The organism is Metabacillus sp. Hm71 (assembly GCF_051842955.2).
Classification (GTDB): Bacteria; Bacillota; Bacilli; order Bacillales; family Bacillaceae; genus Metabacillus.
Genome location: NZ_CM200278.1, coordinates 5065298 through 5086624, shown reverse-complemented (window position 1 = coordinate 5086624; position 21327 = coordinate 5065298). Strand labels below are relative to the sequence as shown.

Below are 21327 nucleotides of genomic sequence, written 5' to 3'. Positions count from 1 at the left end.
TGAAACCGTTTTTTATTCTTAATATTAAAAATAGTGTAAAATTAATATCGGATAATTATTAAATGACGAAAAAACAAAAATTGTTCGAAACGAAATAGCATTATGAGGAGGAGTAATGATGGAAAGGGAGTTACTTGAAAAATGGCCATCTATTTGTACACCATTAACGGGTAGAAATACTGAAGAACTTATCGTAGAACTGAATAGTATTGTACCTAAAAAACCTGATTTAATTGAGTGGCGTGCTGATTTTTATGATCAAATTGACCAGTTTGATCAAGTAATTCGTACTGCCGGAGAGATATTTAAAAATTGTAACGATATTCCGATATTATTTACAATTCGTTCCCATAAAGAAGGGGGACAAGCAATTCCTTTAACAGAAGAAGGGATAGTAGATCTGCTTAGTAACATATGTCAGACTGATTTTGTAAAGATGATAGATTTTGAGGTGTCTAATAAGCTTGAACATATAAAACGGCTTAAAGAAGTTTCAAGCAATCATCAGAAAACATTCATTCTTTCCTATCATAATTTTGAATATACACCGGAAAAGCCTGAGTTATTAGATCGCTTACGGACGGCAGCGTCTTATGGTGCAGATGTAGCTAAGCTCGCTGTTATGCCAAAAGATGAAAAGGATGTATTAGCATTATTAGAAGTGACGAAAGATGCCCAAGATGAATTGAATATTCCAATCATAACGATGTCAATGGGTGGCATGGGGGCAATTAGCAGAATGCTAGGCTGGATTTATGGTTCTGCGGTAACCTTTGCCGTCGGAGAAACAAGTTCAGCACCAGGTCAAATTCCAATAGAAAATCTTAGAAAAATCATAGAATTAGTTAAAGAATCAGTAGAGTAGGAGAAGGAAAAATATTATATTTAAGCGTACTATAGCTCGATTTTATTCGTAACTTGTTCTATTCATACTTTTGAAACTAATAAGAGGTTAATCCAATTAAGGATTAACCTCTTACTATTTACTGTTCAATCTTCTCTTGACTTTCTGGTTTCATATGCAATTGAGAACATGGACCAGCTTGAAGCATATAGCTGCCTCCATCATGCCCAAGTGAATGTTTGACATCGTTTGCTACTTTGATCAGTGCCTCGAGATTAATTCCTGTATCAATGCCCATTTCCTCTAGACTGTGAACAAGGTCTTCTGAAGCAATATTGCCACTCGCACCAGGTGCATATGGACAACCGCCTAAACCTGCAATTGAACTATCAAAATGGACGATTCCTTGCTGAAGAGCAGCGACAGCGTTCGCAAGGGCCATTCCTCGAGTGTTATGCAAATGCATGGAAAAAGTCATTTGTGGAAAGCTGGACTTTAAATGTCCTAGCATCTCAAATACTTGCTTAGGGTGTGCCATACCGGTAGTGTCTGCTAACGATATTTCATCAATTCCCATTGTCGTGTAACGTTCAACAATTGAAACAATACGCTCTAATCGAACTTTACCTTCGTACGGGCATCCAAATGCTACTGAGATCGAACCGCCAACCTTCACTCTATGTTTTTCAGCTAATTCAATAATAGGGGCAAAGCCATTTTGCGCTTCCTCTACAAGACAGTTGGCATTTGAAAGGCTATGAGAGTCTGTGGCAGAAAGCATTAGCTTTAACTTTTTTATCCCTGCATTAATCGCACGCTGTGCACCTCTAACATTGGGTACTAATGCTCGAAACTTAATAGAAGTTAAATCTTGGACACTTTTAACGACCTCCTCGGCATCCCTTAATTGTGGAATTGCACGAGGATGAACGAATGATGTAATTTCCATAGATTGAATACCGGTTTTTGCAAGTTCACGTATGATTCGTATTTTTTCCTCTGTTGGAATCCATTCCTTTTCCATTTGAAAGCCATCACGAGGGGCCACTTCACAAATTGTCACTTTAGCAGGTAATGTCATTTCTAGTAATCTACTCATTTAAATAACCCCCTTTTCTTTTAAAACTGCAAGCTCTTCAGTAGATAAACCAAGCTTGCCGCCTAAAATCTCTTCGTTATGCTCTCCTAATTCTGGAGCGCGATGTCTAATTGCTCCAGGTGTATGCGAAAATTTTGGTACAATTCCTGGGACTTTAATTTTACCTAAACGAGGATGGTCAACTTCTACAATATTTTCTCTCGCTTGGTATTGTGGATCATTAAAAATATCTTCTATCGTTAAAATCGGACTTACTGGAACGCCAAATGAGTCTAATTTTTCTTGCAGTTCATTTTTCGTATGAAGACGGATCCATCCAGATACAATTTCTTGTACTTCTTGATCATGCTTTAATCTTTCAGAATTTGTATAATAACGAGGATCAGATAACATATCTGTTCTTTCCATGGCTTCCGCCAGACGGTCGAAAGTAGAGTCTGTACTGCAAACAAGGACAACAAATTTTCCGTCCTTTGTTTCGTATGTTCCGGCTGGACTTGAATGACCTGCTAAACCAGGGCTTCGCTCTCTTACTTTTCCGTTTTGATCATACTCAGCAATTAAAAACTCCAGCATACGGAATATAGATTCATATAAACCCATTTCAACAACTTGTCCTTCTGGCTCGTCGTTTGCTTCGCGATTGTAGAGAGCGCTTACAGCAGCGAAAGCAGCATAAACACCTGTAATATAGTCTAACAAAGAATACGAAGGACTGACAGGCGGTCGATCTGGATATCCCTGAATAGCTGTATGTCCGCTAAATGCCGTTGCTGGAGTCCCAAACCCAGCTTTTTCTCGATAAGGACCTGTCTGTCCATAACCGGAAACTCGTACCATAATCAGTTTAGGATTCACTTTTTTTAATTCTTCATAGCCTAAATTCCATCTTTCTAATGTACCAGGGCGAAAATTCTCAATTAAAATATCTACTTTACTAATCAACTTTTTGAAGATTTCTTTTCCTTCGTCTGAACGAATATCTAATGTAACAGACTTTTTATTTCGAGCTAACCCAGGCCATCTCAAAGGCTCAGTACCTTTCCAAGGTCCTACTGTTCGAAGCGTGTCTCCTTTTCCTGGTAACTCGACTTTCGTAACTTCTGCCCCTAAATCGGCTAACAAAGTTGCACCAAAAGGAGCAGCAATCATAGTTGAAATATCCAATATTTGAACACCTGTTAATGGTCCATAATTTTGTTTAGACAATATTCTCACTCCTATTTTTAAAATATAAAGTATGACTTTTTGTACTTAGTTTTTTATGTCTAGCTCCAACGCCTAGCCCCTCTAGGGTCTAGCCACTCATGAATTGAAGGCAAAGAACGCCTTCTATTCATGAGCGTCTTATTTGCCCTAGGCTGAACAAGGCGCTTGCGCTTTTCTTATTAGTTAATTCCTAAAACACTATTTCGAAGATGCAGCAAATGAATATGAGTAGCTTCGATCGCTCCTTTTACGTCCCGCGCTTTAACTGCCTCTAAAATCGCTCTATGTTCAGCTAAAGATTCTAAATAACGCTTTTTTGAATGCAATGTTTGTTTTCGAACCTGGCGATTCATATTTAAATTCGTTTCCATCATAGACACAAACACAAAGTTTTGAGTTGCTTCTGCTAATGCAAGATGAAAACTGCTATCGGCTTCTACCATTTCATCTGGATATTTTAATTTTTCTTCCATTTTCAACAAGACTTGCTCCATCTTTTTTATATTCTCAGCAGTGGCTCTTTGACTAGCTAATTCGGCAATTTTAGGTTCAAGAGTTTCTCTTGCCTCTAAAAAATAAATAACAGCTGTCTTTTCAATCAGATCAACAGTATTAAATTTGTACTCTAATTTCATATTTTGATCGACTTGCTGAATAAATCTTCCGCCGCCAGGCTTCGAAACGATTAAACCTTCTGACTCTAACACACGGCAGGCTTCACGTAATGAAGTACGGCTGCACCCTAATGTTTGTGCTAGAACACGCTCACCTGGCAAACGATCACCTGGCTGCAACTTTCCATCATCGATTAGCTTTCTGATTTGGACGACTATCTTTTCGTACAGTCTTTCATTTTGTACTCCAGAGAACATTTGATCACTCATGGGAACACCCCCTCAAATTTTAAATTATACTGGTCTACTGGTTAGCCCACTTTTATTTAAAGTATATGGATAAAAGTAAGGAACGTCAAGATGAATAATTTTAATTTCGCATAAAATTAGATTTTTCTATTTACTGTTATGGATATATAGGGCAAGTTATTTAGTCAGACATAATTTTTTCAAAATAAATTTTGATTTTAAGGGAGGATTCTGGTAAGGTTAACTTAAAATAAATTGGACTAACCAGTAGTCCGTTAAAAAATCGGTAGCCTGTGTTCTAGTGTTTTTGGGAAGGAGGTACATGTGATGACTCCCACATATAGTGAAATGCTTAGTACGTTAGGGTACGATGCATTAAATATTATATTTGGAATTAATACAAAACCATTTAAAGAGAGAGAAAAGAAGGATTTAATTCGATTGCTCACCATATCAGAAAAAGATGAAATAATTAAAGCTAGAATTCAAAAGGTTTTAGAATTAAATCATAGTGACACTATGAAAAAAGAAATGTTACTTTCTTTATTGAAAGATGAGCATAAAGGAAATAATTAAAAACAAGTTCTATTTATGTGGTGAAAAATTGCGGTTTTTAAAGGTTTTTTGACTTATTTGATAAATAATTTTTGTAGGATTTAAAGGCAGCAATCTAAACTCTTACTTATTATTGTGAAGATTAACTATTTATGATACATTTAAGGTATCTATTTGTGCGCATATCAGGAGGTGTCATTTCATGCATACTGCATTAATTATCCTACTTGTTTTAGTATCAATCGCGTTAATCACTGTTGTTTTATTACAATCCGGTAAAAGCGCTGGTTTATCAGGTGCAATTTCTGGTGGTGCCGAGCAGCTTTTTGGAAAGCAAAAGGCCCGTGGACTTGATTTAATTTTGCACCGAGCAACCATTGTGTTATCTGTACTATTTTTTATTTTGACAATCTTGGTAGCCTATATAGTTGAGTAATGGTAGAAGCAAAGGGTCTGGATTCAGGCTCTTTTTTTACTGCCAGGAAATTATAAAATTCTTTAACTGTGGATTGGCGCTTCGACATCCAGCGCCTAGCCCCTCTAGGGTCTAGCCAATTAGAATTGAAGGCAAAGAGCGCCTTCTATTCTAAATCGTCTTATTTGCCTTAGGCTGAACGAGGCGCTTGCGCTTTTTTTATTAGGGTTAATTAGACTAAATCATGTATTAAGCAAACATCTTGGTAAACAACCATAAGGTTTGTTTAAATAGAATAGATGGAACATAATGAGCAGTACTACTGCGGAATATTTAGGTTAAACTAACGAAAAGAACTTGTCGTAAAAAGGAGTAACTAAGTATGAAAATAGTATTACCAAAACCGTTTACATTTGAAGGCGGGGACAAAGCCGTTTTATTATTACATGGATTTACAGGAAATACAGCAGATGTTCGAATGCTTGCACGTTTCCTAAGTGAAAGAGGCTATACATGTCATGCACCGCAATATAAAGGGCATGGTGTTCCTCCTGAGGAGCTTGTTCATACAGGTCCTGATGATTGGTGGCTGGATGTCCAGCAAGGCTATGAGCATTTAAAAAGCATGGGTTTTGAAGATATTGCGGTTGGGGGATTATCGCTGGGCGGAGTGTTTTCGCTAAAATTAGGTTACACTGTACCTGTAAAGGGTATTGTTACCATGTGTGCCCCAATGTACATAAAAAGTGAAGAGGTTATGTATCAAGGGATTCTTGACTATGCTAGAAATTATAAGAAGTTTGAGGGAAAATCACCTGAGAAAATAGAAGAAGAAATGAAAGAGTTTGCGAAGACACCGATGAATACGTTAAAAGCATTGCAGGATCTAATTTCAGATGTCCGCAACAATGTTGACATGATTTATTCCCCTACATTTGTCGCGCAAGCTAGACATGATCACATGATCAACGCAGATAGTGCGAATATTATTTATAACGAGGTAGAAAATGATCACAAGAAAATAAAATGGTATGAGGAGTCTGGCCATGTTATTACGCTTGATAAGGAGCGTGATCAACTGCACGAAGATGTCTACCAATTTTTAGAGAGCCTAGATTGGTAAAAAGGAGGATACTAGATGGAGCAAGAAATTCAAGTACATATCGATAAGCTGCTTGCTTTTATGAAGGAAGAGGCTTACAAGCCACTAACAGTCCAAGAGCTTGAAGAAGCGTTTGGAATAGAGGATTCTACAGAATTTAAAGAGTTTGTAAAAGCTTTGGTCGCTATGGAGGATCAGGGGCTGGTCGTTAGAACGCGGAGCAATCGCTACGGCTTACCGGAAAAAATGAATTTAATAAAAGGGAAGCTGATTGGCCATGCAAAGGGCTTTGCTTTTGTTGACCCGGATGATGCAAGCTTAGATGATGTGTTCATCCCCCCTACCGAGCTTAAAACAGCGATGCACGGGGATACTGTTTTAGTTCGCGTAAGTCCAAAAACATCCGGAACACGGCAGGAAGGGACAATTATCCGTATCTTAGATCGCGGTGTAAAAGAGGTTGTCGGGACTTATACAGAAAGCAAAAATTTTGGCTTTGTGATCCCGGACGATAAAAAAATCGCAAATGATATTTTTATTCCGAAACATGCGTCAAACGGGGCTATTGAGGGCCATAAGGTTGTTGTCAAGCTAACGACCTATCCTGAAGGCCGCATGAGTGCTGAAGGGGAAGTTGTGACGATTTTAGGTCATAAAAATGATCCAGGTGTCGATATTTTATCGGTAATCCATAAGCATGGACTGCCTGGTCCGTTTCCCGCAGAGGCACTTGGACAAGCCAATGATGTGCCGGATTCGATCAACGAGGAAGATTTAAAGGATCGTCGTGACCTCCGTAATGAAACCATCGTGACCATTGATGGGGCGGATGCAAAGGATTTAGATGATGCGGTTACCGTGCAAAAACTAGAGAACGGAAATTACAAGCTTGGCGTCCATATTGCTGATGTCAGCCATTATGTAACAGAGCAGTCGCCAATTGATCGCGAAGCATTGGAGCGCGGGACAAGTGTCTATCTCGTAGACCGTGTGATTCCGATGATTCCGCATCGCCTTTCAAATGGAATTTGTTCCTTAAATCCGAAGGTGGACAGATTGACATTGTCCTGTGAAATGGAAGTGGACGAATCCGGCACTGTCGTGAAGCACGAAATTTTCCAAAGTGTGATTAAAACAACGGAGCGAATGACCTATTCAGATGTAAATAAAATCCTTGAGGACCGCGATGAAAAGCTGATCGAAAAATATAATGAGCTTGTACCAATGTTTGAACTGATGGGCGAGCTTGCGCAAATCCTGCGAACAAAGCGGATGAACCGCGGCGCGATTGATTTTGATTTCAAAGAAGCAAAGGTCCTTGTCGATAAAGAAGGGAACCCTACGGAAGTTGTGCTTCGCGAGCGCTCTGTAGCAGAGCGGTTAATTGAGGAGTTCATGCTTCTTGCCAACGAAACAGTGGCTGAGCATTTCCATTGGATGAATGTTCCCTTCATTTATCGTATCCATGAGGATCCTAATGCTGAAAAGTTGCAGCGCTTCTTAGAATTTATTACAAACTTCGGCTATGCAGTTAAAGGGAAATCAAACGAAATTCATCCCCGTGCCCTGCAAAGCATTTTAGAAGAGGTACAGGGAACGCCAGAGGAAACTGTGATTTCCACAGTTATGCTTCGCTCCATGAAGCAAGCAAAATATGATCCGGAAAGTCTCGGGCACTTTGGATTAGCAACAGAATATTATACACATTTCACTTCACCAATCCGCCGCTATCCGGATTTGATTGTACACCGTTTAATCCGAACCTATTTAATAGAAGGCAAGGTGGATGAAGAGACTCGCACGAAATGGGCAGAGAGCTTGCCTGTTATTGCTGAGCAGTCTTCTAATATGGAGCGCAGAGCAGTTGAAGCAGAGCGTGAAACAGATGAATTGAAAAAGGCTGAATACATGCTTGATAAAATTGGTGAAGAATATGACGGCATTATTAGTTCTGTCACTAACTTTGGAATGTTTGTCGAGCTGCCAAATACAATTGAAGGTCTTGTACACGTCAGCTATATGACAGACGATTATTACCGCTATGATGAACGTCATTATGCGATGATCGGTGAGCGTACGGGCAATGTTTACCGGATTGGTGATGAAATCACCGTCCGTGTCGTAAATGTCAATAAAGAAGAACGCTCCATTGACTTTGAAATTGTTGGCATGAAAGGAACAAGAAGACGTTCGGCCAAGGAAACACCGAAAATTATTTTAGCCGGACAAGGCCGAAACAAATCTGGCAAAAAGGATGATCGAGGCAAACGCAATGGTGACGAGGAATGGTCAACACGTCCGCCGAAGAAGAAGAAAAAACATTATGAAAATGCACCAAAGGCAAAGCGGAAAAAGAAGAAAAAACGATGACCTTTACAACGAGGGACTAGCACAGTCCCTCGTTTCGGTTTCTTCCATTTTATAAATCGCTCAAACTATTTAAGTTGCAAAATAAATAGCTAAAGTTGCAAAATTATCGAAGAAAGTTGCAAGATTAACAAGGGAAGCTGCAAAAAAATAGTCAAAAGTTGCAAAATAAACCATTTAACTTGTTAAAAGATGATGAAAGTCAGCTGCAATTTAAAAGATGAAGCAGGTCAGCCACACTTGTTTATCCTTCAAATACGCATAATTATTGAGAAGAAGTCCAGTTTTTGCTAAAATAGAAGTTATCGCTATACGTAATAGCAATTGAAGGGAGGCTTTTCAATGCCAAAAGGAATGGGAAAAACAGTTGCTCAAAACAAAAAAGCGAATCATGACTACACTATTGAGGAAACATATGAAGCAGGCATTGTCCTTCAAGGTACTGAAATCAAATCGGTTCGAAATGGCCGTGTCCAATTAAAGGATTCCTTCGCACGTGTTGAACGAGGTGAAGTATTTTTGCACAATATGCATATTAGTCCGTATGAACAAGGAAACCGATACAACCACGATCCGTTGCGGACAAGAAAGCTTCTTTTGCATAAGCGGGAAATTGTTAAACTGATTGGGGCTACAAAAGAGGAAGGTTACGCGCTTGTACCATTGAAAATGTATTTAAAAAATGGTTATGCCAAGGTTTTAATTGGTCTTGGAAAGGGTAAAAAGAAATACGATAAGCGTGAGGATCTGAAGAAAAAAGAAGCGAAGCGTGACATTGAACGCGCCTTTAGAGAACGACAAAAGATCTAAAGGTAAAACCTTACAATTGCAATCTCGTCCAAGTCTGTTATAATAGATTTTGTAAGACATCACAACACAATTTCATAAGCAATTAAGCTTATCTAACTTTTATAACTTCCCGTATTCCCAAAGATGGCATATACGGCTTATCATGGGGACGTTACGGATTCGACAGGGGTAGATCGAGCTTAGGTTGCGGGCCGAAGGGATCGTCTTCGTTAAAACGTCACGCCAATAATAACTGGCAAAACTAACAATAACTTAGCTGTAGCAGCTTAATAACTGCTTAGCTGTTCCTCCCTCCATCGTCCATGTGGTAGGGTAAGGGACTCACTCTTAGTGGACTACGCCTAATTCCTCCGTCTGGGGATGATGGAAGAGACCAATCAGACTAGCTGCTCTGACGCCTGTCGATAGGCATAGGAGTTAGCGAAACCGCAAATATATCGACTACGCTCGTAGATGCTTAAGTGGCGATATTTCTGGACGTGGGTTCGATTAATTATTAGTCGCCTTATGTGGCAACACATAAGTGAAAATTCGGCTTTATCGGTGAAACCTAAGTCACTGAAGAAGTGATAAGGCAATGCCGAGCGGTATGTGGAGCAATCCAACAGCCGTGTATCGACTTATAGGCTGCCATGACACATGGTAGTACTAGGATACGAAAACCTGCCTGAATTTATTAGGTAAATCTACTTTTCGTATAAGACGCCGAAGGACCTGATTAAAAAGGTTCAAGATATAGTCAGTGCCATGACGAAAGCATGGAATAGCACGTCCCACCGTCTCCACCAAATACATAATTTGGTGGTTTTTGTTTTTTTGTGACTTTAAACCATAAATTTGCTGTTTTACATTAATAAATTAGAAAGAACTGTAGGTAAGACACTGCAGTTCTTTTTGTTTTATATTGAGGATAATAATCCATTATTCATTTCTCTTCATCTTTTCTAAACATTAAATGTTAAAAAACGCCTCCTCAATTAATAATTTCTTCTTTAATTGTTCTGAGTTGTATTTTCCATTCCTTATTGTCACTCTTTCGTAATGCTTAAGTATCCATAACGCACGATTTCTCTTCTTGTCTACTCTTAAATAAGGAGTAATATAATTTAACAGTAATAAAACATCATCTTTTTTCTTTACGTATAATGTGTAAGAATTCTTATGCTTGTCAGGATTATAATTCTTTTTATTAATCATGGTTCCTTTTGTTAAGGTTTGGACATAGGTTAATAATTCTTTGTCAGTTGATGCAATTGAAATACATGGTCGACGATGTTCACTTTCATGCATTCTGGTTAATGTGATTGAGCCTTCTCCGTCTATAATTCCAGCTAAATAAGCGGCTTCCCAAGCCTCCATTTTGTCATCCTCCTAGAGAAATGGCAATGATCTTTATTAAATGTATAGAATATATGTTCTGTAAGTATTTTAAATAAAATAATCATTATTTTCAATATAAGGATTATAAAGTTTACTTTATTAAAGAATTGAATTTTTTAGATAAGCTTAGTTGACAACATAAAATATTGGCATCTTTCTAAATAGCTTTAGAATATTAATAAAAGGGTATCGATACATGTGATTATGAAGTAGGGGAGTAATATTAATTAAATCCATTGAGGATATTCAACAAAAAGGCGCGAACTCTAAAGTTCACGCCCTTTATTTAAGTCAAGCTTGTTTAATAAAGGTAATGTTAAAGCCTATTTAAATTTCTTGCTATTTTCTTTTGTTTTTATTAAAAAATATGCAGTAATCCACGAGGTAATGGGAATAATCAGAGCGACACCTATTCCGGCACAAAATATCGTGATCATTTCGGCACTGAATACTTTTGAGTTTACGATATCTCCTATTGAATAAGATAAATCTTTAAACCAGATCAGCAGTCCGAGATAGCCTCCAAAGAAGGCGAAAAATAACGTATTCGTATTGGTTCCTAAAATGTCCCTTCCAATGCTAATTCCAAATTTAAATAGCTCTTTCCTGTTAATTTGCGGATTATGATTTAATATTTCACGCATGGGAGAGGCAATGGAAATCGCAACATCTGTAATTGCACCTATTGTACTCATAATTACTACGGCAGCTCCAATTTTAGCAAAATCCACCCCGATAAATAGGGAAAAAGCACTTAGTTCCTCTGTTTCTTCCTCACCAAATCCTTGAATCATGGCATGTTCTGTCACGAAGAGAATGAAAAAGAGTAATCCTACTATTGTGATAATAGTTGAAAGGAATGCTGTTGCTGTTTTACGGTTTACTTCATTTATAAAAAAGAGAGTAATACCACTAATCAAAGTAGATGCAATCACAGTTAAGACAATGGGATCAACATGTGGATCTGTCATAAAAAGAATCGTAAGAAACAATACAGCAAAATTTAAGAAAAGGGCAATAAAAGACCTCGCTCCTTTTTTGCCGCCAATGAGTATCATTAATAGCAATAAAATACCTGCTAGCCATACTAACACATTCATGATCTTGCCTTCTTTCGATTAATGAAAAAAATAGAAGTATAGAGACCGATTGGAATTGTTAGTACAATCCCAATTCCTCCTGCCAGGGCCCGTGCCAATTCCAATGAAAGGTTCATAGAAAGTGTAAATCCCAGGGGAGACGAATTTTTAAAATACAAGATCAGCATTGGAATGGAACCGCTGATATAAGCAAAAAACAAAATATTCGTCATCGTTCCCATAATATCCTTTCCAATGTCCATTCCTGATGTTTTTAGTGCTTTTATCGAAATATTGTTATTCTGTTCATACAATCCAAATATAGAAGACGACATGGTAATCGCTACATCCATTACGGCTCCTAACGATCCGATTAATACTCCTGCCATAAACACCAATTGAGGAGGACGAGTTAGAAATTGCATTTCTTCATAACGAAGACCATTTTCTAAAGTTAGCCTCATAGCAAGAAACGTAATAAGCAGTGATATAAACGTTCCTAAAAGAGTCGCTATAATTGCCGCATACGTTTTCCCATTAAAACCGTTAACAAGCAACAAAGAAATAATTGTAAATAGAACGACACTAATACCGCATATCCATAACAAACTCGAAGTTGATGACTTCATATAAACATCTAACGCATAGGATAACAAAGCCCCATTGACTGCCAAACTGATAATCGAAAACAGTCCTTGCTTCTTTCCAACAAACAGTAATGTAAAGATAAAAATCCATGCGATCATCAAAACATGTTTATCACGCTTTACGTCTTTTATGGTACCAGTTAAAACCGAGTTTTCTTTTGTCTTCACATCAATTGAAACAAACAATTCATCTCCAACATGGTATTCCTGATCAAAAGCTCCAGAAAATGAATACTCATTTGTTAAATGAATAAGCTCGCCTTTCTTCTCTCCATTTTTTAGTTCGGCGATTATATCCTGAGTGTATAGACGGTCCTCATTATCATGCATATCCATTATGTCAGTTGAATCTTCCAGACTGGTTTTGACGACTTTGACTATTGGACGATCATAAAATGAATAGTTGTGGTTAATAAAAACAACAGAGACTGCAAAACAAAGTCCTATTATGGTATACAAAAATATTTGTTTGTACGTAATTTTTTTAAATTTGTTTAGGATAACATTCAAAAAAAAACCTCCGATATTATTGGGATTGATCAAAATTTTGAGCAATTGGTGGTTTCAAGGTCTAATTGGACTTTTCATCATTTTTTTAAAAGTGCATTGTCCTGTCCAGCAGCATATCTCTAGAACAGGAGCCTTATCTAAATGCGATATTCAGTTAACAATGGACATAGAATAACAGGAATGTTTTCAAACAGTCAAGATTTTGTCTAGAGACAAATCGTCTTAAGTTGATCAGTATTCAAGGTTCTTTCAGCCATTCAAAAAAAGAGGTTTGCGCTATGTACAAGAAACATGAGGAGGGTGGAATATTTCCTTGCAAAGGAAAAGTATAAGGAACATTTACAAATAGAGGGAATTATATTTGCCAAGATAGTCAAACATGCAATCAAACTTGATGGCACTCGACAAATTATATGAATTTGTCGAGTTGGTTAAAGGTTCGTAAACAATGGAAAAACGGGCATAGTCCTTATTTAGGAAATGTGCCCGCTTATAGAATAAACTACTATCTGCTTACTATTAGAGCTTTTCTCCATTTGTTGCAATAACATCCTTATACCAAAAGAATGATTTTTTCTTTTTCCGTTCAAGGGTGCCGCTTCCGTCGTCATGTTTGTCTACGTAGATGAAGCCGTAGCGTTTTGACATTTCTCCTGTTGAAGCACTTACTAGATCGATGCATCCCCAAGATGTGTAACCCATTAGCTCTACCCCATCTTCAATCGCTTCTCCCATCGCTTTAATATGTTCGCGAAGATAATCAATGCGGTAATCGTCGTTTATACTTCCGTCTTCTTCTACTTTATCGTAAGCGCCAAGACCGTTTTCAACGATAAATAGAGGCACACGGTAGCGATCATACAATTGATTTAATGCAAGTCGCAGACCAGCCGGATCGATTTCCCAGCCCCAGTCACTTGCTTTCAAGAATGGGTTTTTCACTCCAGAGAAGATATTTCCTGCTGCTTTTTCTTCTTCTGTTAACTCTTTCTTTTCTGTACGAGACATATAGTAGCTGAAGGAAATGAAGTCGACTGGGTAGTTCTTGATTGTTTCTAAATCTCCTTCCTCCATCTTGATGTTGATGCCGTTTTCTTTAAAGAATCGCTTCGAGAAAGCAGGATATTCCCCGCGAACTTGAACATCCCCGCAAATATAGTTAAAGATTCGCTCCTCTTTGAATGCATGTAATACGTTTTCTGGGTTGCAGTCGTAAGCATAAACTGGAGCATAGATTAGCATACAGCCAATTTGAGAGTCAGGAATGATTTCATGACAAGCTTTGACTGCTAAGCTGCTCGCTACAAACTGGTGGTGCAAGCCTTGGAAGCTTTCCTGTAATCGAACTTCTTCTGTAGCAGGGGAGAAACCAAGACCAAAAATCGGATGGAAGGTTGCCCCGTTAATTTCGTTGAATGTTAGCCAGTACTTTACTTTGTTTTTATAATGTTTAAATAGTGTCGTTGCATAGCGCTCGAAGAAGGTGATTACTTCACGGTTTCTCCATCCGCCGTATTCTTTAATTAAATATAAAGGCATTTCATAGTGAGAAATCGTGACAACTGGTTTGATTCCATGCTTTAAACACTCATCAAATACACGGTCATAGAATGCTAACCCTTCTTTGTTCGGCTCAAGCTCATCTCCTTTAGGGAAAATACGTGACCAAGCGATGGACATACGGTAGGCTTTAAAGCCCATTTCTGCAAACAGAGCGATATCCTCAGCATACCGGTGATAGAAATCGATTCCGTCGTGGTTCGGATACGTATATTTTTCCTTATCGATTTCAAAATTGAAGCCAGGTGTAGAAATCACGTTTAAGCGAACTTTTCCGCCAGGCATCACATCTGCAAGGTTCATGCCCTTGCCGCCTTCAAGATAGGCACCTTCTAATTGATTAGCAGCTGTTGCACCGCCCCATAAAAATCCTTCCGGGAATTGATAGTTAGTCAAAAATAAAACCTCCATCTCTATTTTTATAAAAATAAAAAAACCTAAATCACGTAGGGGAGACATAGTAGTCTCATCGTTTACGTGATCTAGGTTTTGCCTGCATAACCAGTAACAATCCTAAAAAGGGATGTTTGTTTAATTGGGTTAACTATAGCATGATTTTATTGATCAAGCAAGAATTTTTGTAAACGTTATTTTTTCATTTTTAGTAAGAGAATTAAAGAAAAGTTTCATAGTAAGCTTCAAAAGGTTAAACTCCTATAAAGGAAGATGATTTCTGGCAATCAATAAAATTATTAAATTTTTAAAAAGAAAGCGTTGACATAAACTAATTACCCATGATAAATTACACATATCAAATAAAACCTAATAAATTCCTTGAAGGAATGTTACCTTAAGTGGGCATAACCTGAACTGATTAGAACACGCTATTGCTAGCTGTGTGTGTTTTAATTGGCTCAGGTTTTTTATTTGTAAAAATCACCATTTATATACAGAAGGAAGGGTCAAATATGAAATATGAGCAATTAGCAAAGGATATCATTGCCAATGTGGGTGGAAAAGAAAACGTTTCCAGTGTTGTCCACTGTATCACACGTCTACGTTTTAAATTAAAAGATGAAAGCAAAGCGAACACAGAAGTACTAAAAAATATGGATGATGTTGTAACTGTAATGAAAAGTGGTGGCCAATATCAAGTAGTAATCGGAAATCACGTTCCAGATGTGTATAAAGCAGTTGTAGCAGCAGGTGGATTCCTAGGGCAAGATCCAGTTGAAGCAGAAGAAGGTCCAAAAGGATCATTATTCAGCCGCTTTATTGATATGATCTCAAGCATTTTTACTCCGGTACTTGGTGTTTTAGCAGCAACAGGGATGATTAAAGGTTTTAATGCTTTATTTGTCGCATTTGGATGGTTAGAAAATACGTCAGGTACGTACCAAATTTTAAATGCTACAGGTGATGCCCTCTTTTATTTCTTGCCAATCTTCTTAGGTTATACAGCCATTAAGAAATTTGGCGGCAGTCCATTTGTTGGGATGGCGATAGGGGCAGCGTTAGTGTATCCGACCCTATCAACAATCACAGCTGGTGAACCGTTGTATACGGTTTTTGCAGGAACGATGTTTGAATCACCTATATACGTTACATTTTTAGGGATTCCAGTTATTTTAATGTCTTATTCTTCATCGGTTATTCCGATTATTATTTCAACTTTCTTTGCAGCTAGATTAGAAAAAGGGTTAAGAAAAGTGATTCCAGATGTTATTAAAGCGTTTATTGTACCATTGTTAACATTAGTGATTATTGTACCAGTTACATTCCTCGTGATCGGTCCTGTTGCCACATGGGCAGGAAGTTTATTAGGTCAAGGAACATTAGCAATTTATAATTTAAGTCCAATTATTGCAGGTTTATTCTTAGGTGGATTCTGGCAAGTATTTGTTATTTTCGGATTACACTGGGGTTTAGTACCAATTGCATTCAACAACGTGGCAACTATGGGATATGATACGATCTTAGCTCTTATATTTGCTGCTTCCTTTGCGCAAATTGGTGCGGTACTAGCGATTATGATCAAAACAAAGAATCAAAAGTTAAAAACATTAAGTATTCCAGCATTTATCTCAGGAATTTTTGGTGTAACAGAGCCGGCGATCTACGGGGTTACCCTGCCATTAAAGAAACCATTCATTATTAGCTGTATTGGTGGAGCCGTTGGTGGTGCAATTCTTGGTATGACAAATGTAAAGGGTTATATCATTGGCGGTTTAGGGATCTTTGGTATTCCTTCATATATTAGTCCAGAAGGAATTGGCATGGATTTATACGGAGCTCTAATTGCAATTGTCGTTGGTTTTATCGTCGCATTCGTTCTAACATTATTTTTTGGGGGTATTAACAAAAAACAAGAAGTTAAAACAGAAGCAACTTCAGCAAGAAATGAAGTTGCAGCAACAAAGGTTCAAACTGAAAAAATAGCAAGTCCTTTAAACGGAGAAATCGTAGAATTATCAGAAGTTCAAGATGCAGCATTTTCATCAGGAGCATTAGGTCATGGTATAGCCATTGAGCCAGAAGAAGGGAAATTGCTTGCTCCTGTATCAGGTACGGTTTCAGCTTTATTCCCAACAAAGCATGCGATTGGCATAACAACAGATTCAGGTGCAGACATTCTGATGCACATTGGAATGGATACGGTTCAATTAGACGGTAAGTTTTTCACAACTCATGTAGCTCAAGGTGATTATGTTGAAATAGGACAACTATTAATTGAATTCGATATCAAGCAAATCAAGAATACCGGTAAACTGTTAACAACACCGATTATTGTGACAAATCATAAAGAGTACCGCTTAGATTTAACAAAAGAAAAAAAGGTGAAAACAGGCGATCAATTATTTACACTAACGACGAAGTAAATTACATGTTCAGGAGAAAGGGCAGGATTTGTTTCTTTCTTCCTGACGTTTTATTTAAGAAAGGGAGGATATTTATATGGCTTTTCCAAAAGGATTTTTATGGGGTGGAGCGCTTGCAGCTAACCAAACAGAAGGTGCGTATTTAGCAGATGGTAAAGGACTAACAACAGTTGACTTATTGCCAACAGGAAAAAAACGCTGGGAGATCATGTTAGGGAATCTTCCTTCCTTTGAACCGTTAGAAGGAGAATTCTACCCCTCACATGAAGCAATTGATTTTTATCATCGTTATAAAGAGGACATTGCTTTATTTGCTGAGATGGGCTTTAAAGCATTACGTCTTTCGATTTCATGGGGGAGAATTTTTCCGAATGGAGATGATGCTGAGCCAAATGAAGCAGGACTGAAATTTTACGACAATGTATTTGATGAGCTATTAAAGCATGGCATCGAGCCAGTTGTGACGATTGCTCATTTTGATGTACCAGTGAACCTGGTGAAAAACTATGGCAGCTGGAAAAACCGCAAGCTTGTTGGCTTCTTTGAAACATATGCTACGATTCTATTTAAAAGATACAAAGACAAAGTAAAGTATTGGATGACGTTTAACGAGATTAATATGCTTCTTCACCTGCCATTCGTAGGAGCGGGTCTTGTATTTGAAGAGGGAGAAGATAAAAAACAAGTAAAATACCAAGCAGCCCATCACCAATTGGTAGCTAGTGCATTAGCAGTAAAAGCGGGTCATGAAATCAACCCGGATATGAAAATCGGCTGTATGTTAGCCGCAGGTCAAACATACCCGTACTCATGTAATCCAGATGATGTTTTTGATGCAATGGAAAAAGACCGTGATTCCTTCTTCTTTATCGATGTGCAATCTCGCGGCAGATATCCAGGGTATGCAAAAAGATTCTTCAAAGACAACCACCTGACGATTGCAATGGAAGCGGGAGATGAAGAACTTCTAAAGAATCATACGGTTGATTATATTGGCTTCAGCTATTACGCAAGCCGTACAACAAGTACCGATCCGGAAATCAATAAGACAACGGCTGGAAATGTGTTTGGTTCGATTGAAAATCCATACTTACAGAAATCTGAATGGGGCTGGACCATTGATCCAAAAGGCTTCAGAATTACAGCCAACCAGTTATACGACCGTTATCAAAAACCTCTATTTGTAGTGGAAAACGGGCTAGGTGCCGTTGATGTTCCAACTGAAGATGGAGAAGTGAACGACGATTATCGTATTGAGTACTTACGGAAACATGTGGCCGAAATGTCAGAAGCGATTGAAGACGGTGTAGAAATAATAGGTTATACAAGCTGGGGACCAATTGACCTAGTCAGTGCGTCCACTGGGGAAATGAAAAAACGTTACGGTTATATTTATGTTGATAAAGATAATGAAGGAAACGGAACATTAAATCGTTCGAAAAAGAAAAGCTTTCACTGGTATAAAGAGGTGATTGCAACAAACGGAGAAAAACTATAAGTTAAAATGAGACTTCCATTAGTAGGTTTTTACTGCCCGTTAAGGATAGGATGATAGTGGAGAAATTTTGATAATGGCTTTCATTCTTATACAATGTAAGAATAGATAAAGGGAAGAATCCATAATAAACTTATAGGTGGTCAAATGAAAATAGCCAAAGTATATAACAACAACGTTATCAGTGCATTTAATGAAAAAAACGAAGAGCTGGTCGTCATGGGGAGAGGTCTGGCCTTTCAGAAAAAGCCGGGAGACCTTGTGGACGAAGAAAAGATAGAAAAGATTTTTGCGCTGAAAAACAACGATATGTCTGAAAAATTCAAAACCCTTTTATATGAAGTGCCGGTTGAATACATGGAAGTGACAGAAGAGATTATTAAAATTGCGAAAAGCAGGCTTGGAAGAAGCCTCAATGATAGCATCTATATCTCTTTAACAGACCATATTCACTTTGCGGTTGAAAGAAATGCAAAAGGGTTTGATATTAAAAATGCCCTGTTATGGGAAATCAAAAGATTCTACAAAGAAGAATTTGCGATCGGCATGGAAGCATTACAAATTATCAAGGACAAGTTGGGTGCCCTTTTACCAGAGGATGAAGCGAGCTTTATTGCCATGCATATCGTCAATGCAGAGCTCAACCAAGAAATGCCGAATGTCGCTAATATTACAAAAGTAATGCAGGACATCTTAAATATTGTGAAATATCACTTTAAAATGGACTTTGATGAAGAATCATTAAATTACTTTCGCTTTATTACCCATTTAAAGTTCTTTGCTCAACGATTATTTAGCAAAACATATATAGAAGACGACGATCCCTTTTTATTCGAAACGGTTCGTCAAAAGCATCAAGAAGCGTTCGAATGTACAGAAAAAATTAATGACTACATCAAAAATCAGTTCGATTACAGCCTGACAAATAACGAAAAATTGTACTTGGCTATCCATATTCAAAGAGTTGTCAATCGCTGATTGCATAATTAGGAGAATAAAACCTACGACGTAAAAAGAGGAGAATGATTATATGGGGTCATTCTCCTCTATTATTTTTTAGGTGTGTTTAGTAGAAGCAAAATTCAGTTTTAATAGAGTATGTATATTGATTGGCACCTTTTTTCACTAATGCGAACACGAGTCCTAGTTATAGAAACGTATCCCTTTTAGAGTATTGGTCCTTTTATAAGAAGTAAAGAGTATAAAATTTGAACTTAGTTTTAGTGTCTAGCTCCAGGCTCCATCTGCTCTAGGGTCTAGTCAAATAGGAATAGAAGGTAAAGAACTTCTATTCCTATTCGCCTTATGCTTGTCGCCGAATGCTAAGCGCCTTGCGCTTTTCTTATGAAAAAACCTAAATTAGTCTTTATAAAAATGTTGAAAAGTTTTCAACAAGGTAGTAAAATGATCACGTAAACGTTTTCTCTAGATTGAAAGTAGGTGGATTATGTCTTGTACCATCAAGGATGTTGCTAGGCATGCAAATGTGTCAATTGCGACTGTATCGAGAATTATCAATAACCAGGTGGGTTATTCGGAAAAAACGAAGAAGAAGGTTCTTGATGCGATTGAAGAATTGGGGTATCAACCGAATGCTGTTGCAAGAGGGTTAATAAGTAAGCGTACACATACAATCGGAGTGCTTTTCCCTAAGCTATCAAGTACATTAGTAACAGACCTCTTAAGTGGTATAGAAAAAGCAACGCATGAGGCTGGTTCAAGTGTCATTGTTTGTCATACCGAATCAAATGGGGAAAAGACAATGAAATACTTGAAGCTATTAAATGAAAAGCGGATTGATGGGATTATCTTCACCAGTGCTCCTTTATTAGGTGAATACTATGACTATATAAAGAAAATGAATGTTCCTATGGTTCTGTTATCGACGGAAACCTATGCTTACCCGGTCCCTTACGTAAAAGTAAATGACCAGCATGCAGCATATACGGCAACACAATACTTAATTAATAAAGGCCATAAAAAAATCGGCATGCTTAGCGGAAATATTGAAGATACTATTTCCGGAAAACCACGATTTGATGGTTTTAAAAGCGCTTTACAAGATCACAACATCCCATTTGATGACTGTCATGTTGTGTTTAATAGGGGCTTTACCTTTTCTGACGGGATGGATGGCCTAAAATCCTTACTTAAACAGGTGTCAGACCTTACCGCTGTTTTTGCGGCAAGTGATGAAATGGCAATGGGAGCGATATCTGCTGCCTACGAGCTGGGGATAAAGGTTCCCGATGAGCTATCGATTATTGGTTATGATAATTTAAGTATTGCCAATATGTCGATTCCGCCATTAACAACCGTTGCACAGCCCTTAACAGAAATGGGAGAAATGGCTGCAAAAATGCTATTTGAGCTGCTGGATTCTCAAAAAACAGTTGAAAGCAGGATTATGCCACATAAAATTGTCGAAAGAAAAAGTGTTATCGCAAAGGAGGGGTAATCTTTTTTTATCACTTTACGTAAACGTTTACTCATATATTAAAAAAAGTTGCGGAAATTCAATGAAAATATTTTTTTAATACAATGAGTAAACGTTTACTATAACTTTTTATTAA

General features: G+C 37.8%; 17 protein-coding genes and 1 other RNA gene. 11 read left to right on the top strand and 7 right to left on the bottom strand.

Features of this window, described 5'->3' with window-relative positions:
* The first annotated feature begins 115 nt into the window (after positions 1–115).
* On the top strand, positions 116–865 hold the full coding sequence (gene aroD / locus ACSVDH_RS25025) for a type I 3-dehydroquinate dehydratase (protein WP_439252738.1): 750 nt from the start codon (positions 116–118) through the stop codon (positions 863–865).
* A gap of 118 nt (positions 866–983) precedes the next feature.
* Here the strand turns inward: aroD and ACSVDH_RS25020 are convergent, their stop codons facing one another.
* The 3 genes from ACSVDH_RS25020 to ACSVDH_RS25010 form a co-directional block, all read right to left on the bottom strand.
* Entirely contained in the window at positions 984–1943 is a 960-nt protein-coding gene (locus ACSVDH_RS25020; RefSeq protein WP_439252740.1) for a hydroxymethylglutaryl-CoA lyase, read from the bottom strand.
* Positions 1944–3152, bottom strand: coding sequence for a CaiB/BaiF CoA transferase family protein (locus tag ACSVDH_RS25015; RefSeq protein ID WP_439252742.1), 1209 nt, complete (start codon positions 3150–3152; stop codon positions 1944–1946). It lies immediately after the preceding gene.
* Between the two features lie 179 nt (positions 3153–3331).
* The gene (locus tag ACSVDH_RS25010; protein ID WP_299092380.1) at positions 3332–4036 is read right to left on the bottom strand and encodes a FadR/GntR family transcriptional regulator; all 705 of its coding nucleotides are present in this window, start codon (positions 4034–4036) and stop codon (positions 3332–3334) included.
* 306 nt (positions 4037–4342) lie between these two features.
* On the opposite strand from ACSVDH_RS25010, the gene ACSVDH_RS25005 reads away from it, so the two are divergent.
* From ACSVDH_RS25005 to ssrA, 6 genes are all read left to right on the top strand, one after another.
* Positions 4343–4591 carry a hypothetical protein gene (locus tag ACSVDH_RS25005; RefSeq protein WP_299092382.1) on the top strand — a complete coding sequence of 83 codons (249 nt, stop codon included), beginning with the start codon at positions 4343–4345 and terminating at the stop codon, positions 4589–4591.
* Between the two features lie 181 nt (positions 4592–4772).
* Entirely contained in the window at positions 4773–5006 is a 234-nt protein-coding gene (secG, locus tag ACSVDH_RS25000; protein WP_046514102.1) for a preprotein translocase subunit SecG, read from the top strand.
* Positions 5007–5367: 361 nt separating this feature from the next.
* Positions 5368–6108, top strand: a complete 741-nt coding sequence (locus ACSVDH_RS24995; protein ID WP_439252744.1) for an alpha/beta hydrolase — start codon at positions 5368–5370, stop codon at positions 6106–6108.
* A gap of 15 nt (positions 6109–6123) precedes the next feature.
* Positions 6124–8457, top strand: coding sequence for a ribonuclease R (rnr, locus tag ACSVDH_RS24990; protein WP_439252745.1), 2334 nt, complete (start codon positions 6124–6126; stop codon positions 8455–8457).
* 339 nt (positions 8458–8796) lie between these two features.
* Entirely contained in the window at positions 8797–9264 is a 468-nt protein-coding gene (gene smpB / locus ACSVDH_RS24985) for an SsrA-binding protein SmpB (RefSeq protein ID WP_299092391.1), read from the top strand.
* A 152-nt stretch (positions 9265–9416) separates the two neighbouring features.
* Positions 9417–9756: a transfer-messenger RNA gene (gene ssrA / locus ACSVDH_RS24980) on the top strand.
* Positions 9757–10215: 459 nt separating this feature from the next.
* Here ssrA and ACSVDH_RS24975 read toward each other — a convergent pair.
* The 4 genes from ACSVDH_RS24975 to ACSVDH_RS24960 all read right to left on the bottom strand — a co-directional run bounded on the left by ACSVDH_RS24975 (position 10216) and on the right by ACSVDH_RS24960 (position 14836).
* Positions 10216–10623: an LAGLIDADG family homing endonuclease gene (locus ACSVDH_RS24975; protein WP_439252747.1), complete on the bottom strand. Its 408-nt coding sequence runs from the start codon at positions 10621–10623 to the stop codon at positions 10216–10218.
* A 344-nt stretch (positions 10624–10967) separates the two neighbouring features.
* Positions 10968–11744: a YibE/F family protein gene (locus tag ACSVDH_RS24970; protein WP_439252748.1), complete on the bottom strand. Its 777-nt coding sequence runs from the start codon at positions 11742–11744 to the stop codon at positions 10968–10970.
* Positions 11741–12880 carry a YibE/F family protein gene (locus ACSVDH_RS24965; protein ID WP_439252749.1) on the bottom strand — a complete coding sequence of 380 codons (1140 nt, stop codon included), beginning with the start codon at positions 12878–12880 and terminating at the stop codon, positions 11741–11743. The genes ACSVDH_RS24970 and ACSVDH_RS24965 overlap by 4 nt, the downstream gene beginning before the upstream one ends.
* 519 nt (positions 12881–13399) lie before the next feature.
* Positions 13400–14836, bottom strand: coding sequence for a glycoside hydrolase family 1 protein (locus ACSVDH_RS24960; RefSeq protein WP_439252751.1), 1437 nt, complete (start codon positions 14834–14836; stop codon positions 13400–13402).
* A gap of 512 nt (positions 14837–15348) precedes the next feature.
* Here ACSVDH_RS24960 and ACSVDH_RS24955 point away from each other — a divergent pair.
* The 4 genes from ACSVDH_RS24955 (at position 15349) to ACSVDH_RS24940 (ending at position 21212) form a co-directional block, all read left to right on the top strand.
* Positions 15349–17259, top strand: a complete 1911-nt coding sequence (locus ACSVDH_RS24955) for a beta-glucoside-specific PTS transporter subunit IIABC (protein ID WP_439252753.1) — start codon at positions 15349–15351, stop codon at positions 17257–17259.
* Between the two features lie 76 nt (positions 17260–17335).
* A complete protein-coding gene (locus ACSVDH_RS24950) occupies positions 17336–18757 on the top strand; it encodes a 6-phospho-beta-glucosidase (RefSeq protein ID WP_439252754.1) in 1422 nt (473 codons plus the stop codon).
* A gap of 144 nt (positions 18758–18901) precedes the next feature.
* Positions 18902–19732, top strand: coding sequence for a BglG family transcription antiterminator LicT (licT, locus tag ACSVDH_RS24945; protein ID WP_439252755.1), 831 nt, complete (start codon positions 18902–18904; stop codon positions 19730–19732).
* A 469-nt stretch (positions 19733–20201) separates the two neighbouring features.
* Positions 20202–21212, top strand: coding sequence for a LacI family DNA-binding transcriptional regulator (locus tag ACSVDH_RS24940; RefSeq protein ID WP_439252756.1), 1011 nt, complete (start codon positions 20202–20204; stop codon positions 21210–21212).
* The last annotated feature ends 115 nt before the right edge of the window (positions 21213–21327 follow it).